The organism is Cupriavidus sp. 10L43_2 (assembly GCF_056395265.1).
The window spans coordinates 88,477-107,473 of sequence record NZ_JBFTJE010000021.1; the positions used below are offsets into that span (position 1 = coordinate 88,477).

General features: G+C 67.6%; 17 protein-coding genes and 1 pseudogene. 7 read left to right on the plus strand and 11 right to left on the minus strand.

Annotated elements, in window-relative coordinates; translation table 11 throughout:
- Positions 1–145 precede the first annotated feature (145 nt).
- Positions 146–610 carry a DUF2147 domain-containing protein gene (locus AC1DEL_RS24155; RefSeq protein WP_092298671.1) on the minus strand — a complete coding sequence of 155 codons (465 nt, stop codon included), beginning with the start codon at positions 608–610 and terminating at the stop codon, positions 146–148.
- 1,562 nt (positions 611–2,172) lie between these two features.
- On the opposite strand from AC1DEL_RS24155, the gene AC1DEL_RS24160 reads away from it, so the two are divergent.
- Complete coding sequence (locus AC1DEL_RS24160; protein ID WP_477106059.1) at positions 2,173–2,829, plus strand: histone H1-like DNA-binding protein; 657 nt, start codon at positions 2,173–2,175, stop codon at positions 2,827–2,829.
- 225 nt (positions 2,830–3,054) lie between these two features.
- On the opposite strand, the gene AC1DEL_RS24165 is transcribed toward AC1DEL_RS24160, so the two are convergent.
- From AC1DEL_RS24165 to AC1DEL_RS24210, 10 genes are all read right to left on the minus strand, one after another.
- Positions 3,055–3,534, minus strand: a complete 480-nt coding sequence (locus AC1DEL_RS24165) for an outer membrane lipoprotein (RefSeq protein WP_369823518.1) — start codon at positions 3,532–3,534, stop codon at positions 3,055–3,057.
- A gap of 98 nt (positions 3,535–3,632) precedes the next feature.
- Positions 3,633–4,580, minus strand: coding sequence for a carbohydrate kinase family protein (locus AC1DEL_RS24170; RefSeq protein ID WP_092298678.1), 948 nt, complete (start codon positions 4,578–4,580; stop codon positions 3,633–3,635).
- A 111-nt stretch (positions 4,581–4,691) separates the two neighbouring features.
- The gene (gene tpx, locus AC1DEL_RS24175) at positions 4,692–5,192 is read right to left on the minus strand and encodes a thiol peroxidase (protein WP_092298681.1); all 501 of its coding nucleotides are present in this window, start codon (positions 5,190–5,192) and stop codon (positions 4,692–4,694) included.
- A 76-nt stretch (positions 5,193–5,268) separates the two neighbouring features.
- On the minus strand, positions 5,269–6,882 hold the full coding sequence (locus AC1DEL_RS24180; RefSeq protein ID WP_477126282.1) for a DUF3426 domain-containing protein: 1,614 nt from the start codon (positions 6,880–6,882) through the stop codon (positions 5,269–5,271).
- 9 nt (positions 6,883–6,891) lie between these two features.
- Positions 6,892–7,815, minus strand: a complete 924-nt coding sequence (gene prmA / locus AC1DEL_RS24185; protein ID WP_092298687.1) for a 50S ribosomal protein L11 methyltransferase — start codon at positions 7,813–7,815, stop codon at positions 6,892–6,894.
- Positions 7,816–7,854: 39 nt separating this feature from the next.
- Entirely contained in the window at positions 7,855–9,222 is a 1,368-nt protein-coding gene (gene accC, locus AC1DEL_RS24190; RefSeq protein ID WP_092298690.1) for an acetyl-CoA carboxylase biotin carboxylase subunit, read from the minus strand.
- 195 nt (positions 9,223–9,417) lie between these two features.
- Positions 9,418–9,873, minus strand: a complete 456-nt coding sequence (gene accB, locus AC1DEL_RS24195) for an acetyl-CoA carboxylase biotin carboxyl carrier protein (RefSeq protein WP_092298693.1) — start codon at positions 9,871–9,873, stop codon at positions 9,418–9,420.
- A gap of 141 nt (positions 9,874–10,014) precedes the next feature.
- Positions 10,015–10,503, minus strand: coding sequence for a type II 3-dehydroquinate dehydratase (aroQ, locus tag AC1DEL_RS24200; protein ID WP_441592237.1), 489 nt, complete (start codon positions 10,501–10,503; stop codon positions 10,015–10,017).
- A gap of 212 nt (positions 10,504–10,715) precedes the next feature.
- Positions 10,716–11,270, minus strand: coding sequence for a TlpA family protein disulfide reductase (locus AC1DEL_RS24205; RefSeq protein WP_477159200.1), 555 nt, complete (start codon positions 11,268–11,270; stop codon positions 10,716–10,718).
- Positions 11,271–11,306: 36 nt separating this feature from the next.
- Positions 11,307–11,999 (minus strand): UDP-N-acetylmuramate--alanine ligase, encoded by a 693-nt coding sequence (locus tag AC1DEL_RS24210; RefSeq protein WP_477126281.1) that lies wholly within the window; start codon positions 11,997–11,999, stop codon positions 11,307–11,309.
- A gap of 145 nt (positions 12,000–12,144) precedes the next feature.
- On the opposite strand from AC1DEL_RS24210, the gene mpl reads away from it, so the two are divergent.
- From mpl to aroE, 6 genes and pseudogenes are all read left to right on the plus strand, one after another.
- The gene (gene mpl / locus AC1DEL_RS24215) at positions 12,145–13,518 is read left to right on the plus strand and encodes a UDP-N-acetylmuramate:L-alanyl-gamma-D-glutamyl-meso-diaminopimelate ligase (protein WP_477159201.1); all 1,374 of its coding nucleotides are present in this window, start codon (positions 12,145–12,147) and stop codon (positions 13,516–13,518) included.
- A 24-nt stretch (positions 13,519–13,542) separates the two neighbouring features.
- The gene (locus AC1DEL_RS24220; protein WP_092298705.1) at positions 13,543–14,160 is read left to right on the plus strand and encodes a YqiA/YcfP family alpha/beta fold hydrolase; all 618 of its coding nucleotides are present in this window, start codon (positions 13,543–13,545) and stop codon (positions 14,158–14,160) included.
- Positions 14,157–14,729: pseudogene (locus AC1DEL_RS24225) on the plus strand (chorismate--pyruvate lyase family protein); the annotation flags it as partial. The gene AC1DEL_RS24220 and the pseudogene AC1DEL_RS24225, both read left to right, overlap by 4 nt.
- A gap of 168 nt (positions 14,730–14,897) precedes the next feature.
- Positions 14,898–17,036, plus strand: coding sequence for a ribonuclease catalytic domain-containing protein (locus AC1DEL_RS24230; protein WP_477126280.1), 2,139 nt, complete (start codon positions 14,898–14,900; stop codon positions 17,034–17,036).
- A gap of 126 nt (positions 17,037–17,162) precedes the next feature.
- Positions 17,163–18,092, plus strand: a complete 930-nt coding sequence (locus AC1DEL_RS24235; RefSeq protein ID WP_454757342.1) for an energy transducer TonB family protein — start codon at positions 17,163–17,165, stop codon at positions 18,090–18,092.
- Complete coding sequence (gene aroE / locus AC1DEL_RS24240) at positions 18,092–18,991, plus strand: shikimate dehydrogenase (RefSeq protein ID WP_092298714.1); 900 nt, start codon at positions 18,092–18,094, stop codon at positions 18,989–18,991. Before AC1DEL_RS24235 ends, aroE begins: the two co-directional genes overlap by 1 nt.
- Positions 18,992–18,997: the final 6 nt, after the last annotated feature.

Below are 18,997 nucleotides of genomic sequence, written 5' to 3' on the forward strand. Positions count from 1 at the left end.
GGCTGTCAATTGCCTGACGGCGGATCAGCGCAGCGGGGAGGGCGGCCGGCGCCCGGGGCGGGCGGCGGCGCTATTCATGCTGTGCACAGTGTGACGGCAAGGAGGGAGAGGAGGGCGAGGACGGCGTACGGGAACCGATGACCGGTCAATGATCGCGTTCCCAGGTCTGGGTGCGGCCGATCAGGCTGATGCCGATGAAGCCGCGCACGTTGAGCTTCTTACCGTCGTCCGCCAGCGCCATCTTGCACTTGTAAAGCTTGCCGGTCTCGGGGTCGAGGATCTCGCCGCCGGTGTACTCGTTGTCGCCCGTCTTGCGCAGGCCCGTCAGCAGCGTCATGCCGATGACCGGCTGGTCCTTGCGGGCGTCGGTGCACTTGTCGCAGACCTTGGGTTTGCTCTCGGCGGTCTCCACCAGGCTCTTCACGAGGCGCCCGCTGTAGACGCCGTCCTTCTCGGTGATCTCGATCACGCCGCGCGGCTTGCCGGTGGCGTCGTCGATGGTCTTCCACGTGCCGGCCGGCGTGGCCTGCGCGAGCGCCACGGCGCTGGCGGCGAAGGCGGCCGCGAACACGGTGGCGCGCAGCAGCGTGCGTGGGAGGGAAATGCGCATGAGGGTCTCCTGGTTCAGTGTGTCGGGATGGTGCGAAGGTGTCGCGACGCCAATCTACTGGCGCGCGCGCCGCACCGCAATCACCACTGCGCGTTTGCGTACGCACCAGCGGTGCGCCGCCGTCCCCCGCAATCGACCGCCGTACGGGGGTTTGCGGGATTATGCCGTGCAGCATGCGACGCCGCGCGGCGGGGCCGAAGCATTCCTCTAAGGGGAACTCCGGGGTCGTCCGGGCGCCTGCGGACGCTCGGCCGGTACCTCATCGACACCCCATCGGCACGCTGTGTTCTCTGACCACGCAGCGCTGTGTCGCACGCACGCGGTGCGACGCTGCATCGGGTGTGTCGCGGGTGGTGTCGCGCGCTGTCGAAGCGATGCCGGCGCGTGTCGATGACGTGTCGAAGCGTGTCCAAACATCGTCATCGCATCGCGCACGGTGACAAACCGTTGCGTTGACGCATCACTCTTTCGTCGTACTCGCGCAACTGTCGGATCGACGCACGGCGGTGTCGGCGCATGTCCGACGCGATGACATCGAACCCTCGCGCATCGATGCGCGTGAAGCGTGCCGAGCGAGTGCCGGAGCGTCGCCGTGCGAGGCCATCGCGGCGTGCGCGTGCGTGGCCAGCATGCCGTGGCGAGGCACCGTGCGCATTACATGCCATCGCCGTGAAAGCCAACATCCATGCGGCTTTCCGGTGGATCGCGCGGCGCGCCGCCGTGCGTGTTGACGGCGCGTTCGGCAGCCTTCGACAGTGTGCGATCGAGGGCGGCGAGGTGTCACGCGAGGCTGTGCGACGCAGTGYGCGACGCCATCGAATCGACGCGCATCGACCTCGCGGAGGAACTTCGGAAGGCGTGTGGAAGTCGAGATGAACAAGCGTGTCGATGATGCTGTCATCGCGATGCGTGAGCGAAGTAGATCGACTCGCTCGCGCACGCAAGTTTTTTTGCACTTTTTTCTTAACATCATCGAACAAACGAATTATGATTCGCCTTGACAAGAGTCTCAGTTCATTGCATCGACGTATCGCAGCGACAAGCAACAAGCAGAAGCAACGATGATGGCGATGACTCGATGCAGTGAATGCGGGTAGCCGAGGAGCACCAGAACTTTGACGCAGACCAAGCCGAACCGGCTTCTCAAAACGCGTGCAGTCTCCTGTAGCCCAGTGACGGGATGGGCGAGCTACCCCCGAATGATTGCCGTCTGCCGTGCGCGAGGCCATGCCCGCACCGCAGGCCTGCTGACCGATATCTCCTCTTTCCTGGTCGTGCGCCGACGTAACGGGCGGCGCGGGCCAATCGAATATTCCAGGGCGCGGCATGCCCCGGACACCCGCCTGCAGGCTGGCTTTGCCGCCCGCGGGGGTCCGTTGCGCTGCCGCTTGAACGCCGCGTGTCGCGGCATCCCTGTCACCGAATTCATTAGCGTGCGACCGAAGCTGTGCCGTGCGCCGATGAATCGCTCGCTCGACTGGAGTCACGCGGTATCGCGCTTCGGGTCGGTCGGGTCGCCATCCTAGGTCATTCGATATTTCACGCTAGTGAAGGAGTTATCCATGGCAACTGCTGCAAAGAAAAAGCCGGCGGCTAAGAAAGCCGCCAAGCCGGCCGCCAAGAAGGCCGTCGTGAAGAAGGTCGCCGCCAAGAAGGCTGCTCCGGCCGCCAAGAAGGCTGCTGCCAAGAAGGTTGCAACGAAGAAGGTTGCTGCCAAGAAGGTAGCCGCCAAGAAGGCACCGGCAAAGAAGGCCGCTGTGAAGAAGGTAGCCGCCAAGAAGGTTGCAACGAAGAAGGTTGCAGCCAAGAAGGTAGTCGCCAAGAAGGCAGCCCCGGCCAAGAAGGCCGCGGTCAAGAAGGTAGCCGCCAAGAAGGCCCCGGCCAAGAAGGCCGTTGCCGCCAAGAAGCCGGCCGCCAAGAAGGCTGTAGCCAAGAAGGCCGCTCCGGCCAAGAAGGCTGCACCGGCCAAGAAGGCTGCTGCTGCGAAGAAGCCGGCTGCTGCGAAGAAGCCTGCTGCTGCCAAGAAGCCTGCTGCTGCCAAGAAGCCGGCTGCTGCGAAGAAGCCGGCTGCCAAGAAGGCTGCTGCGAAGAAGCCGGCTGCCAAGAAGGCGCCTGCTGCCAAGCCTGCCGCGGCTCCTGCCGTTGCACCCGCTGCTGCTGCAAAGACCGCGCTGAACCCGGCTGCGGCCTGGCCGTTCCCGACGGGTACCCGTCCGTAATCGCTTCGCCTCGTGCGAACGATCACAACTGGGAAGCGCCAGGGCACGCATCGCGTGCCGCACTGACCGGATACCTCGTATCCGGTCCGCAAGACAGCTGTCTTGCCGACCCGCCGATGGCATTCGCCCGGCGGGTTTTTTATCGCCCAAAGAAAAACGCCGCGGCCCGGAGGCGCGCGGCGTTGGGGTCGGGCACGGTGTGCCCGGTCCGGGTGCGTGGTGCGATCAGTGGGTCACGCGCGTCACGCCGCCCGAGGACAGCAGGCGCACGCGCTCGCCGGGTCGGAACGCCTCGTCGGCTTCCTGGGTGATGGCGCGCATCTCGCCGTTGTCGAGCTTCACCGTGATCTCCAGGCCGCGACGCTGCTGGATCTTGTTCTCCGCCGCGCTGCCGGCCAGGCCGCCGATCACTGCGCCCAGCAGGCCCGCCGCAATCGCGCCGTTGCCGCCGCCGATGGTGCTGCCCGCCGCGATGCCGCCGATGGCGCCACCGGCCAGCGTGCCCGCGCCGGTCTGCCCGCCCTGGATCAGCACCTCGCGTACGCCCTCCACCACGCCGTAGCGCACGGTCTGCTCACGCTGGGCCTGGCCCGAGGTGTAGACGCTGTTGGAGTTCGACCAGCTGGCGCAGCCCGAGACCAGGCTTGCCGCCACCAGGACGGCCACGCCGCCGGTGCGGACGATGTTCGGCACGATGTTTCTCATGATTGACTTCCTTCCCGTAAAGACCCGCGCTCCGCGATGTCGGCGGATGCCGGCCGGGCGCCGCCGCCTTGTGGGCACGGCGCCGGGCAGCGTCCGGGTTACGCGTAGCGGTAACCGAATGCGGACTGGAACCGGTTGCCAATGTCCTCGCGCGAGAGCCAGTGGTTCTGCGGCCCCTGGCGGGCGATCTTGAGCGCGCCCATGAGCGAGGCGAGGCGGCCGGTGGTTTCCCAGTCCAACCCGTTTTCGATGCCGTAGAGCAGGCCGCCGCGGAAGGCGTCGCCGCAACCGGTGGGGTCGACGACCTGTTCGGCGGGCACGGCCGGAATGGCGTACTGCTGGCCATCGGCAAAGATGCTGGCGCCGCGCTCGCCGTGCGTCACGATGAACGCGCGAACCTTGGCGGCAACCTCGGCGCTGGTCCAGGCCGTGCGGGACAGCAGGACCTGCGCTTCGTAGTCATTGACCGTCACGTAGCTGGCGAGTTCAATGAACTGGCGCAGGTCTTCGCCGTTGAACAGCGGCATGGCCTGACCCAGATCAAAGATGAACGGAATGCCGGCTTCGGCGAACTGCTGCGCGTGGTGCAGCATGCCCTCGCGGCTGTCCGGCGCCACGATGCCCAGGGCGGGCTGGCGGCCGGCCGTCAGCGCATCCTGCACGCTGTTCAGCTGCGACTGGCTCATCGCGCCCGGGTGGAAGGCGGTGATCTGGTTGTTGTCGAGATCGGTCGTGATCATCGCCTGCGCGGTGAAGGTGCCCGGCAGCGTGCGGATGTGATCCGTGACGATGTCGAGTTTGCGCAGGTAGTCCAGGTACGGGCCGGCGTCCTCGCCCACGGTGCCCATCACCACTGGCTCGCCGCCGAGCATCTTGAGCGTGTAGGCGATGTTGCCGGCGCAGCCGCCAAACTCTCGCCGCATGCCCGGCACCAGGAACGACACGTTCAGCATGTGGATCTGGTCGGGCAGGATGTGTTCGCGGAAGCGCCCGTCGAACGTCATGATGGTGTCGTAGGCAACGGAGCCACAGATCAAGCTGGCCATTCTTCCTCGCAATCGAATACGGATGATACGGTTGAAAAAGACGCCGCCCGTGCGGAGACGGGCGGCGTTCGTACTTGTCAGATACCGGTGATGCCGAAGGCCTCCGGCAGCTTACTTCAACGCGGCCAGGGCGGCGTCGTAGTTCGGTTCTTGCTTGATCTCGGGCACGAGTTCGCTGTACTTCACAGCGTTGTTTTCGTCGAGCACGACCACGGCGCGTGCGGCCACGCCGGCCAGCGGGCCGGTCTTGATGTCCACGCCATAGGCGTTCTTGAACTCGGCGCCACGCATGGTCGAGAGCGGCACCACGTTGGCCAGGCCTTCGGCCGTGCAGAAGCGGCCCATGGCGAACGGCAGGTCGGCCGAGATGGTCAGCACCACGGTGTTGTCCAGCGTGCTGGCAGCTTCATTGAACTTGCGGGCGGATGCCTGGCACACCGGCGTATCCAGGCTCGGCACGATGTTCAGCACCTTGCGCTTGCCGGCGAAGTCGGCCAGCTTCACATCCTTCAGGTCCTTGCCCACGAGGGAAAAGTCGGGGGCCTTGTCGCCTGCCTGGGGAAACTTGCCGCCAACTTCGATGGCGTTGCCGCCGAGGGTCACATTGCTCATGGTCACTCCTGTACTGGGATGGGATGTTCGTCCGCGCTGCCCGGTGCGAACCGGCGGCGCGGCGGGGCGCTGGATATCAGGGGTAGAAGATCAGCACGCGGTAGTTGGCCGCCGTCTGGTCTGTCCGGAATCGTACCCGAACCGGCAGCTCGCTGCCCGCGCGCAGGCCCAGCGTTGCGAAGGCACGCTGCGCGGGCTCGAGGTATTCGGTCGGTTGCAGCACGCGGCGCAGCAGCAACTGGTCTTGCAGGTCGGTCATCACCAGTTCGATCGCGGGCAGCGCGGTAGTGGCGCGGCCCTGGTTACGCATGGTGACGGCGAGCTGGTAAACATCGGTCGCCTCGTCCTGTTTCTGAAGCTGGGAGCTGTCGATGCGCAGCGCTTCGAGGTCGCGCCAGGGCGGCACCTCGCAGCCAAGTGGCGCACAGGCGGCCTCGAGCAGCGGACGCAGCACCGGCACGCGGCCGGCCAGCTGGCTGCGGCCGAGGTAGGCGCCCTGCAGCAGCGCGCCGATGGCCAGCAGCACCACGGCGATGCGCACCCAGACGCGCTTGCTGACAGGCACGACCACCTTGGCGCGTGCCGGGCGCGCGCGTTCGCGGTCACGCGCGTGGCGCAGGAAATCGGGGGCGAAGACCGGGCCCGGCGATACCTCGCGGCGGATCCAGTGGCGCGTGGTGGATTCGCGTGCGATGGCATCGGGCGTGCCCTCGCGCGACGTATCGAGCGCATTGGGGCTGGCCGACGCGACATCGTCCTCCCCTTCACGCGCGAATTCCTCGGCCGGCGCCACGGTGGGATCGGCGGCACGCAGGTATTCGCTCGCGCTGCGTACCGGCTCGGTATGCGGGAAGGGGTTGGTCGGCGGCAGCGACTCGGCCGCCTCCGGCGTGGGGCTGGGGGATGGACTCGAGGACGGCACCGGCGGCCACGCGGCCCTGGCGCTGTACGCGCCGGACGGCGGCGGGCTGGCCGACGCCGGGGCGAATGCCGCAGCGGGGTCGAGTGACGAGTGCGCCGGCACGGCCGGGGCGGGTGCCGCCGGGGCAGGGGGAGGTTCGCCAAAGGCCGAATGATCGAGGGTCGGCCAGGGTGCCGACGGCGCGACAGGCGCGGGCGCTGCGGCTTCCTCTATGGGCTCGGGCTCGGGTTCGGGTTCCGGCTCGGGCGCAACTTCCGCCACGGGCGCCGGTTCCGGTTCTGGCACAACCACCGGTTCCGGCTCGACTTCGTTCTCATGTTCCGGCGCCAGACCCAGTTCCACTTCCGGCTGCGGCGCCGGTGGCGCCTCGGGTGCTGGCTCTTGCCGTACCGGCGGCTGCTCGGCCTCCGGCATCATCATGGTCGGCGAATCGAGCGCCGGCACGTCATAGCCGGGATCGAAGCCCGGATCGAACGGCGTTTCCTGCGCATGGGCACGCGCGTTGGCCTGGGCCTGCTCGGCATGGGCCAGCGCAGCGGCCACGCTCGGGCCGGCAGTCGTTGACACCGTCGTCGGCACCGGCGCAGGCGTCGGCGCGGCAGCCGAGGCGGCCGGTACCGGCACTTCAATCAGGTGTTCGCGCGCGTCGAAGACGGTATCGCACTGTCCGCAACGGACCAGGCCCTGGCGCAGGCGCAACTGGTCCGCCACAAGCCGGAACGCGGTGCGGCAGGCCGGACAACGCGTGACAAGCTTGGCGGCAGCCATGGTGTCGAATCAGGAAGGGTTGGCGGAGGAGCTGGCGGCGTCGGCGCGGGTGCCGTGCAGGCAGACCCAGCCTTCCTCGCTGCGCCAGACCGACATGGCCAGCCAGGGCGCATAGGCGGCGGCCACTTCGTCCGCCTGCCGTTCCAGCACGCCCGAGAGGATCAGCCGGCCGCCCGGGCGCACGCGCGCACTGAGCATGGCCGCCATCAGCTTGAGCGGATTGGAGAGGATATTGGCCACCACGAGGTCGTAGGTGGCGTCTGATACGGAATCCGGCAGCGCGAAAGTGGCCGCCACCTGGTTGCGTTCCGCGTTGTAGCGCGACGCCTCCACGGCATTCGGATCGATGTCGATGCCGAGCGTATCGCCCGCACCGAGTTTCTTGGCGACGATGGCCAGGATGCCCGAGCCGCAGCCGTAATCGAGCACGGTCTCGCCGGCCCGCACGTTCTGCTCGAGCCACTGCATGCACAGCCGCGTGGTCGGATGGCTGCCCGTGCCGAAGGCCAGGCCGGGGTCCAGCTCCAGCACCACGGCGTCCGGCTCCGGGGCGTCGTGCCACGACGGCACCACCCAGAGCCGTTCGCCGATGCGGATCGGCGCGAACTGCGACTGGGTCAGGCGCACCCAGTCCTGGTCTTCCACCGCGCGCAACGCGAAGTCCGGCACCGGATCGACATTCAGCGCGTTGGCGGCCGCAGCCACCACGAGCGCCGGGTCGGTCTCGTCATCGAACAGGGCCACCACGCGCGAGCGGTTCCAGGCCAGCCGCGTCGGCTCGAGCCCGGGCTCGCCGAACAGTGGCTGCTCATCGGGCGTGTCGGCATCGGCGTCTTCCACCGAGACCGACAGCGCGCCGAGGTCGAACAATGCGTCGGACCAGGCCTCGGCCTGCTCCTGCGCAATTTCGATCACACATTCCTGGAAAGCCACGTGATTCCTTGCTGCGACGATGCCGGCCGAGGCGGGGCCTCAGGCCTTCTCGCCCTTGGCCACGGCCTTCTGGGCCAGGCGGTGTTCAAGATAATGGATGCTGGTGCCGCCTTCGACGAAGTTGGCATCGAGCATCAGTTCGCGGTGCAGCGGCACATTGGTCAGGATGCCGTCCACCACCATCTCCGACAGCGCGATGCGCATGCGGGCGATGGCCTGGTCACGCGTGGCGCCGTACGTGATGATCTTGCCGATCATCGAATCGTAGTTAGGCGGCACGAAGTAGCCATCATACGCGTGCGAGTCCACCCGCACGCCGGGGCCGCCCGGCATGTGCCAGGCGGTGATGCGGCCCGGCGACGGCGTGAACTTGAACGGGTCCTCGGCGTTGATCCGGCACTCGAGGGCGTGGCCCTGGATCTGCACGTCCTTCTGGCGGAAGCGCAGCTTCTCGCCGTAGGCGATGCGGATCTGTTCCTGCACGATGTCGATGCCCGTGATCATCTCGGTGACCGGGTGCTCCACCTGCACGCGCGTGTTCATCTCGATGAAGTAGAACTCGTTGTTCTCGTACAGGAACTCGAACGTGCCGGCGCCCCGGTAGCCGATCTTCTTGCAGGCCTCGGCGCAGCGGTCGCCGATGCGCTCGATCAGGCGGCGCGGGATGTGCGGGGCCGGTGCTTCCTCGATCACCTTCTGGTGGCGGCGCTGCATCGAGCAGTCACGCTCGCCCAGCCAGATGGCTTGCCGGTGCTGGTCTGCCAGGATCTGGATTTCCACGTGGCGCGGATTCTCCAGGAACTTCTCCATGTAGACCTCGGGGTTGCCGAAGGCGCGGCCGGCTTCCTCGCGCGTCATGTTGACGGCGTTGATCAGCGCGGCCTCGGTGTGCACCACGCGCATGCCACGGCCACCACCGCCGCCAGCGGCCTTGATGATGACCGGATAGCCCACGCGGCGCGCGGTGGCCAGGATTTCCTTGGGGTCGTCGGGCAGGGCGCCTTCGGAGCCCGGCACGCACGGCACGCCGGACTTGATCATGGACTGCTTGGCGGACACCTTGTCGCCCATCAGGCGAATGCTGTCCGAGGTCGGGCCGATGAAGACGAAGCCGGACTTCTCCACGCGCTCGGCGAAGTCGGCGTTCTCCGACAGGAAGCCGTAGCCCGGGTGGATGGCCTGGGCGTCGGTGACCTCGGCGGCCGAGATGATGGCCGGCATGTTCAGGTACGACAGCGGGGACGGCGCCGGGCCGATACAGACGGCCTCGTCGGCCAGCTTGACGTACTTGGCTTCCTTGTCGGCTTCCGAGTACACCACCACGGTCTTGATACCCAGCTCGCGGCAGGCGCGCTGGATGCGAAGGGCGATTTCGCCCCGGTTCGCGATCAGAATTTTTTCAAACATGGTCTCTCTCTGCGAGAACGGGTGCCGGCCCGGCAAGTCGGGCCCCGGCGCGGGGCCGGTGTTGCAAAGCAGGGCGCCACGCGGCGGCCTGAAGCGTGCCAAGCATGGGGGAGCAGGGGCGATGCAGGCCCGCCCCGATCCCCGTGCCGGGGCCGATTGGGCGCGGGCGACGGGGGCGCGGCGGGCAGGCTCGCATCAGCCGATCACGAACAGCGGTTGGCCGTATTCGACGGCCTGGCCGTTCTCGACTAGGATTTCCTTGATCACGCCGGCCTTGTCGCACTCGATTTCGTTGAGCAGCTTCATGGCCTCGATGATGCAGACGGTCTGGCCTTCCTTGACGGTGTCGCCCACGTTCACGAACGGGGCGGCGCCCGGCGACGGTGCGCGGTAGAACGTGCCGACCATCGGCGAGGTGACGACGTGGCCCGACGGAACCTGGGCGGCTTCCGGTGCGGCGGCCGGCGCCATCGGGGCGACGGGGGCAGCGCCCGGCAGGGCCTGCATCTGGGGCATGGCCATCGGGGCGGCGATCACCTGGGGCGGCGCCTTGACGATGCGTACCTTGCCGTCACCTTCGGTGACTTCCAGTTCCGAGATGCCGGATTCGGCCACCAGGTCGATCAGCGTCTTCAGCTTGCGCAGGTCCATCTTCTTATCCTCCAGAATCGGGTTGTCCGGTCTCCTCCCGAGGGAAGGAAACGGCGGCGGTGAGTCATTGATTGGTCTGCCGCGCTGGCCGCGAGGCAGGGTCCGGGCATTCCTGATGCTGTGCCGACGCGCGGGCAGCCTTCAATCGCCCGGGGCCGCGGCCGTCTGCCCCAGCACGTATTCCAGCGCCAGCAGGTAACCCTGCCAGCCCAGGCCGCAGATCACGCCCACGGCCTGATCCGAGAAATACGAGTGATGACGGAACGGTTCGCGGCGATGCACGTTCGACAGATGTATCTCCACGAACGGGATCGCCACGGCGGCCAGGGCATCGCGCAGGGCTACGCTGGTGTGCGTATAGGCTGCCGGGTTGATGAGGATGAAGTCCACCCCCTCGCCGCGTGCTGCCTGGATACGATCCACCAGCGCCCCTTCATGGTTGGACTGGAACGTATCAAGATCCAGGCCAGCCGTGGCGGCGCGTTTTGCCAGCGCATCGTTGATGTCGGCGAGCGTCGTGTGCCCGTACGTCTGCGGTTCGCGCGTGCCCAGCATATTGAGGTTCGGTCCATGCAGGACCAGCACCTTCCGGTAGCGCGCGGCGCCGTTTTCGGCGGGAGTTGAAGACACGGTAGCTCGACCAGATCAACGAAATTGCGCGGAGATTACCGTAGCTTAGAGGGATTTGTCTAGCACGCGATACAAGGCCACGTGGCGTGGTCGGCGCATTTCAGAGTCTTCTCACGGATTTTGGTGTCCGCGCGCTCAGAATGGGGTGGTAGTCACGCCATTGAGCGGAGATCCCGGGCAGTTGGGCCGTGTTTCGGCCCAGAAGCCCGATTTCACGCGCCGGGCAGCACCTTGCGCAATTCCTCGGCGTGCACGCGGCCCATCTTGCGGTATTTCACCGAGCCGTCGGGGTTGATGACCACGGTATAGGGCAGGCCACCCTGCGCGTTGCCGAAACTGCGCGACAGCTCGGTGCCTGCGAACCCGGCCACGGCCAGTGGATAGGCCACCGGCACCTTCTTGAGGAACTGCTGGATATTGCTGGCCGAATCGATGCCGATGCCGACGAATTCGACGTTGCGCTGGGCATATTCGCCATGCAAGGCCGTCAACTCGGGCATTTCTTCCACGCACGGGCCGCACCAGGGCGCCCAGAAGTTCACCACCAGGGTCTTGCCGCGCAGCTTGGTCAGATCCAGTTCCACCCCGGCGGGGTCCGRCATCTTGGTCTGGAAGAAGGTCTCGACGGCCTGGTCGGCCACCGGCTTGGGAGATAACACGAAATGACCGACGATGGCGCCGCCAGCGGCGGCCACGATGGCAACGACGAGCCACAGGCCCAGGCGGGAGCGGCGGATGGGGGTGGAGCCGGGTGCGGAGGCGGTCATCTGGGGGCGCTATCTATATAGAGAGGGTTCGGAGGATCAGGGCGCGGGCGGTTCGGCCGGCTCGGGGGTGCTCAGGGCGCGCACGGCGGCCAGGTCGGCACGCGCGACGCGCCCGCTGGCATCCGCCCGCACGGCGCCGCGTTCATCGATGGCATCGTACAGCGCAATATGAATGCCGACCGGCGCGCCAAGTTCCGCGCGGACCTCGCCGGCCAGCGCGCGGCATTCGCGCGCCGCCGGCCATTGGCCGCGCCACAGGAAGCTCAGCGTCTCCACGTCGCCCCGGCCGGCGAAGTGCCGGCTTTCGCTGGTGTCGAAGTCCACGCCGGCGTTGAGCAGGTGCAGCGCGACGTCCTTGGGACTGTCGCAGAAGCATTGCAGATAGACATCGGAATGCTCGGTGGCCGTGCCGTTGAGCACCGCGCCGACCAGATAAGGCCGGAAACTGGCCAGGTCTTCCATCGCCAGCACGGCCAGCCGGCGCAGCAGCGCAAGGATGCGCGGCTGGCTCTCGGCATGGAACAGTGCCTGGTACGCGCGGACTTCTTCCTCGATCATGTCGTTATCAGGCAGCCATTCGCCGGCAACGCGCATGTCGCCGAGGAGCTGCTTGGCGGCCTTGCGCTTGGCGGTGGCGTAGTCGGCGCCGTCCTCGGCGATCATGCGGGCCGCGGCCTGGGCGATTTCCTCGCGTACGCGGGTCGGGTCGGGGATGTTGCGTCTGGACATGCCGCGATGATACGCCGCTTGCCTGGTCGTGGTGCCGGGCTTGGTGCCGCGGCCGGGTGTCGCAGTCCGGGCGGAGGGCTCGGGTACAATCGACCGCTATCCCGCCCGGCGCCCCGGGCGCACGCCATTTCCCCCGACGCATCCCATGCATATTCACATCCTCGGYATCTGCGGYACWTTCATGGGCGGCCTTGCSGTMCTSGCCMRGCAGGCGGGCCACCGCGTGACCGGCTGCGACGCCAACGTCTACCCGCCCATGAGCACCCAGCTGGAAGCCCAGGGCATCGACCTGATCGAAGGCTTCGACCCGTCCCAGCTCTCGCTGGAGCCGGACCTGTTCGTGATCGGCAACGTGGTGTCGCGCGGCAATCCGCTGATGGAAGCCATCCTCGATCGCAATCTGCCGTACGTCTCCGGCCCGCAATGGCTGGGCGAGCACGTGCTCAACGGCAAATGGGTGCTGGCGGTGGCCGGTACGCATGGCAAGACGACCACCACGTCGATGCTGTCCTGGATCCTTGAGGACGCTGGCTACAACCCGGGCTTCCTGGTCGGCGGCGTGCCACAAAACTTCGGTATCTCCGCGCGACTGACACCATCGGACTTCTTCGTCATCGAAGCCGACGAATACGACACAGCCTTCTTCGACAAGCGCAGCAAGTTCGTCCACTATCGCCCGCGCACGGCCATCCTGAACAACCTCGAGTTCGATCACGCCGACATCTTCCCGGATCTTGCCGCCATCGAGACGCAATTCCATCACTTGGTGCGCACCGTGCCGGGTCAGGGCCGCATCCTCGTGAACGGCGTGGAGCCGGCGCTGGCGCGCGTGCTGGAGCGCGGCTGCTGGAGCGAGGTCGAGCAGTTCGGCGTGGGCGACTGGAAAGAGAGCGATGCGCAGGCGCCGGCCCCGGCGGGCAAGGATGCCTTCGATGTCTGGTTCGGCGATGCGGTGCAGGGCACGGTCGTCTGGGACCTGCAAGGCACCCACAACCGCATGAACGCGATTGCTGCCATCGCCGCCGCCCGCCATGTGGGCGTGACGCCGGCGCAGGCCATCGAGTCGCTGGGTCGCTTCGCCAACGTCAAGCGCCGCATGGAAGTGCGCGGCGTGGCCAACGGCATCACGGTCTATGACGACTTCGCGCACCATCCCACGGCCATCCAGACCACGCTCGACGGCCTGCGCCGCCGGGTGGGCAACGCCCGCATCCTGGCTGTGCTGGAGCCGCGCTCCAATACGATGAAGCTCGGCGTCATGGCCGCGCAACTGCCGGCCAGCCTGGAAGGCGCCGATCGGGTGTTCGGCTACGGTGCGCCGGCGGGCAAGGACGCGCTGGGCTGGAACCTCGGTGAGGCGCTGGCACCACTTGGCGACAAGGCCGCCGCCTATCAGGACCTCGGCGAGCTGGTCGCGGCCGTCACGGCAGCCGCCCGCCCCGGCGACCATGTGCTCGTGATGAGCAATGGCGGCTTCGGCGGCGTGCATCAGAAGCTGCTCGACGCGCTCGCCGCCTGATCAAGAATCGACAAGGGTCCGACGATGCTGCTGTATCTGCACGGCTTCCGCTCCTCGCCGCAATCGTTCAAGTCGCGGCTTGTGCAAGAGCGGATGCGCGCCTGGGGCGTGGAGAAATATTTCGCCTGCCCCACGCTCAATGTCTCGCCGGCCCAGGCCATCGCCCAGGCCGAGGCCGCCATCCGGGGCGCCCGCGCCGGGGGCGAGACGGACATCGCCATCATCGGTTCGTCGCTGGGCGGCTTCTATGCGCGCTGGCTGGCCGAGCGCCATGGCTGCCGTGCGGTGCTGCTCAATCCGGCGATCCATCCGTGGACCGACCTGGAGAAGTACCTGGGCGAGCAGCCGCTGTATCACGGCGGCGGATCGGTCGTGGTGGAGCGTAGCCACCTTCAGGAATTGCTCGATCTGCGTGTCGAAAAGATCACAAAACCAGCGCGCTATTACCTGCTGGCGGCGACTGGCGACGAGGTGCTCGACTACCGCGAGATGGTCGAAGCCTGCCCGGGTGCCCACATCCGCATCATCGAAGGCAGCGACCACGGCATCAGCGAGTTCGAAGACTACGTGGACGACGTGCTCGCTTTCTGCGGCTACGGCCCCGGCGGCAAGCTGCCCGCCTCCCGCCCGGACCCGGCATGAGCGATTCGCTGTACCGGACGCCGCGCACCGGCGCGTGGCGGGCGCATTTGCCGTTCGATGCCGACATCCCCTTCAACCTGCGCCGCTGGGTGATTGGCGAGGGCTCGCTGACCGCCCGGCTGATGGCCGCCTCCGCGCAGTTCCGCGTCAAGCGGCTCGCCCAGTCGCTCCAACGGCCGTTTGCCGATGAATGGCGGACCATCGGCCTGATCCGGCCCGTGCCGGCCATCACGCGCGAAGTGCTGCTTATCTGCGACGATGTGCCGGCCATCTTCGCCCATACCATCGTCGATCCGCACCACGCGCCGCGCGACTGGCCGTTCCTGCGCGGCTTAGGTGAGCGCCCGCTCGGTGGGGCGCTGTTTATCGATCCGCGCGTGCGGCGCGAGCCGTTCCAGTTTGCGCGGCTGCGTCCGGAGCATCCGCTGCGGCAGGCCCTGGCCCGCGTGGTGCCGGCCATGCAGGATGTGCCGATGCTGCCCGCGCGGCGCTCGGTGTTCCGGCGCGGCGGCGGCACCATGCTGGTGACCGAGGTCTTCCTGCCAGACCTGCTGCGCCGGCCTGCGCCGGCGGCGGTGCGGTATCATCCGGAGTCCGACCGGCCACATCTGCCGGACCCATTGCCATATGGCGGCCCACGGCGCCCATCCATCACGGGCGGTCCGTCGACTCTGCCCGGGAACCCGCTCCCACGCTCACGCGGTGACGGCGCCCGGCATTTCTGAAAGTACCGATCCATGCAGTTGCTGTTTGAAGAAGGCGGCGAAATTCGCGCCGGCACCGTGCTCGCCCAGCAGGGCGAGGCCTACCAGGTGGAATTGCCAGCAGGCAAACGCACCAAGGTGAAGGCGCGCGACGTGCTGCTGCAGTTTGCCCAGCCGTCGGCAATCGAAATGGTGCGGCAGACCGGCGACCTGACCGCCGACATCGACCTCGACTTCCTCTGGGAATGCGCGCCGGCCGAGGAATTCGGCTTTGCCGAGCTGGCCGCCGAATACTACGGCGCCGATGCCGGCCCGGTGCAGCAGGCCGCGCTGGCCATGGCGCTGCATGGCAACCCGGTCTATTTCCGCCGCAAGGGCCGTGGCCGCTACCTGCGCGCCCCGGAAGACCAGCTGCAGGCCGCGCTGGCCGCCGTCGAACGCAAGAAGCAGCAGGCGCTGGTGCAGGCCGGCTATGAAGACCAGCTCAAGGCGCGGACGCTGCCGGACGCGTTCCGGGGCAAGGTGCTGCAACTGCTGTTCAAGCCGGACAAGAACAGCCTCGAATTCAAGGCGATGGACGCCGCCTGCACGGCGCTCGGCATGACGCCGATGCGGCTGATGGTGGCCGTGGGCGGCGTGTCCAGCCCGCGCGCGCTGCACGAGGCCAAGTTCCTCTCCGAATGCTTCCCGAAGGGCACCGGCTTCCCGGACGTGGACGTGCCGGAGCCGGGCGGCGACCTGCCGCTGGCCGACGTGCAGGCGTTCTCGATCGACGATGTGACGACGACCGAGATCGACGACGCGCTGTCCGTCACCGAACTCGACGGCGGCAAGCTGCGCGTGGGTATCCACATTGCTGCGCCGGCGCTGGGCATCAAGCGTGGCGATGCGCTCGACGCCATCGCGCGGCATCGTCTGTCCACGGTGTACTTCCCGGGCGACAAGATCACCATGCTGCCGGACCCCATCGTGGAGCGCTACACGCTCCAGGAAGGGCGCACCTGCCCGGCGCTGTCGCTCTATGTGACGGTGGACCCGAACACACCGGACGGCATCGCCATCACCGCCAGCGAAACCCGCGCCGAGCGGGTGCCGATTGCCGCCAACCTGCGCCACAACCTGCTCGAGGACGTGGTGACCGAGGCCGCGCTGGCCAACGGCACCGGCGACTACCCGTTCCGGTCCGCGCTGACGCACCTGTTCCACCTGGCCAACCACCTGCATGACGAGCGCCAGCGCGCGCGCCTCGCCAGCGGGCTGCGGCCGGAGTCGCACAACCGGGCTGACTACAACTTCTATATCGATCAACTCGAAGGCGGCGCCGAGCGCGTGCGCATCGAGCAGCGCCGCCGGGGCTCCCCGCTGGACAAGATCGTGGCCGAGCTGATGATCCTGGCCAACAGCACGTGGGGCAAGCTGCTGGCCGACCACGGCGTGCCGGGCATCTATCGCACCCAGAAGGCGTGGGGCATGCACCGTACGCGGATGCAGACCTACCCGGCGGCGCACGAGGGGTTGGGCGTGGCGCAGTACGCGTGGAGCACCTCGCCGCTGCGCCGCTACGTCGATCTGGTGAACCAGTGGCAGATCCTGGCGGTGGCGCAGCATGGCGTCACGGCCAAGCTGGTGGCGCCGTTCAAGCCCAAGGATGCCGACCTGCTGGCCGCTGTGGCGGACTTCGAAGGCACCTATGCGGCCTATGCCGAGCACCAGTCGACGATGGAACGCTACTGGTGCCTGCGCTGGCTGGCCCAGGAAGGCCGCGAGAAGCTGATGGCGACCGTGCTCAAGGAAGGCGCGGTGCGCTTTACCGAGATTCCGCTGGTCACGCGCGTGGCGGAACTGGCGCAGGCGGCCCGGGGCACCCAGGTGCTGCTCGAGATTGCCTCGACGGACGAGATTTCGCTGGAAGTGTCGTGCCGCGTGCTTGAGGTCTTCGCCGGGGAAGGCGAAGTCCCCGAGGAAGAGCTGGAGAGCGACGAGGAGGCGGCGGAAGTGTCGGCCGAGGCCGCTGCCGAGGCGGCGGCCGAAGATGCGGCGGAAGCGGCTGCCGAGGGTGGCTCGGAAGGGGCGCCGGAAGGCCAGGAAACCCCGGCCGGGGAGGGCGCCGAGCCCGCTTCGGACGACGAGGCGTCGGCGCCACGCGACACCGGGGCCGGCCCGACGGCCTGACCCCTTCGGAAAAGCAATCCGCTCCCTTACAATCGAAGTCTGATCCGGCCAACCCCGCCTGCGGTGGGGTGGCCGCCCTTCGTATTCACTGTCTGCATTTTCCGGACGCTCCCGCCCACCGCCATCGTGAACGCCGTTCTTGTTGCTCCCCGCCATCCCCTGCAGTGGTGGCATTCCAGCGGCACGCTGGCCAAGGCGCTGGCCGTGTCGGTGGCCATTCACGCGCTGATCCTGATGGTGCGGATTGCCGCGCCCGAAGTCTTCGAGATCAAGCGGTCCGATCCGCAGCTCGACGTGGTGCTGGTCAACTCCAAGTCCGCCGAACGCCCCCGCAACCCGACCGTGCTGGCCCAGGCCAACCTGGACGGCGGCGGCGACCACGACGCCCAGCGTGCCACCACGCCGCTGCCGGCGCAGACCGAGTCCAAGGATGGCGACCTGATGCGGCTGACGCAGCGCCGCATCGAGCAACTGGAAGAAGACCAGCGCCGGCTGATGACGCAATCGCGCGAAGCCGCGCCGAGCGTGCGCAGCCAGCCCGTGAAGCCGGGCGAACAGCAGCAGCCGGCCCCCACGCGTGGCCAGGACGACCGCACCGCCGTGACCGAGATGGCACGGCTGGAGGCCGAGATCGGCCGGAACCTGGAGCAGTACGCCAAGCGGCCCAAGCGCATGCAGCTGACCGCGACCAGCGCGCAGGGCGTGGACTACGCCCAGTATTACGACCGCCTGCGCCGCAAGATCGAGACGCGCGGCACGAGCGACTTCCCCCAGCGCAATGGCAAGCCGCTGTACGGCCAGCTGATCCTGGTGATCAACGTCAACCGGCTCGGCAAGCTCGGCTATAACCGCGACGGCTACAACGTCGAGTCCATCGACGTGGCCAAGAGTTCGGGCGACCCCGCGCTGGACCGCCAGGCCGTGGCCATCGTGCGCGCCGCCGCGCCGTTCGGCGCCTTTACCCCGGAAATGCAACAGCGCCAGGACATCCTGGAAGTCATTTCCACGTTCAAGTTCACGCGGAGCGGGCTCGACGTCCGCCTGCAACCCCGTTGATGACCACAGACCTGACTTCCCAGCCGAACCCGCCCGTGCAGCAAGACCGCTACGTGGTGGTGGGCAACCCCGTTTCGCACAGCCGCTCGCCGGCCATCCACGCCGCCTTCGCGCGCCAGACCGGCGAAGCCGTGCAGTACGACCGCCTCGAAGCACCGCTCGGCGCCTTTGCCGACACGGTGCGCCGCTTCCTGGCCGAAGGTGGCCACGGCTTCAACGTGACCACCCCGTTCAAGCTGGAAGCGTACGACTTGGCCGACCGCCTGACCCCGCGCGCCGAAGCCGCGGGCGCGGTCAATACGATGTGGATCGAGGACGGCCTGATCCATGGCGATAACACCGACGGCGTGGGCCTGGTCCGCGACATCCAGGACAACCTGGACGTGCTGCTGGAAGACAAGCGCATCCTGCTGCTCGGCGCCGGTGGCGCGGCCATGGGAGCGATGCTGCCGCTGATCGAGTGCCGTCCGGCGCGGATCGTGGTGGCCAATCGCACCGCTTCCAAGGCGAGCGATATGCTCGAGGAATTCGTCGAAGCGGCCGACCAGTACAACGTGGAACTGTGGGGCGGTGGGCTGGACGCGCTGTCCGCCCTGAGCGAGGAAGAGCGCTGCGACGTGGTGATCAACGCCTCGTCGAGCAGCCTCCAGGGCGAAGTGCCGCCCGTGCCTGACTACCTGCTGGGCGAGGGCGTGCTGGCCTACGACATGATGTACGGCGCCCGTCCGACCGTGTTCCTGGCCTACGCCGCCCAATGGGGCGCGCGCACCAGCGACGGCCTGGGCATGCTCGTGGAGCAGGCCGCCGAGGCGTTCTACAACTGGCGCGGCGTGCGGCCCAACACTGTCCCCGTTCTCGCGGAATTGCGAGCCGGGCTCCAGGCCGAAGCCGCCCGCTGAGGCCAC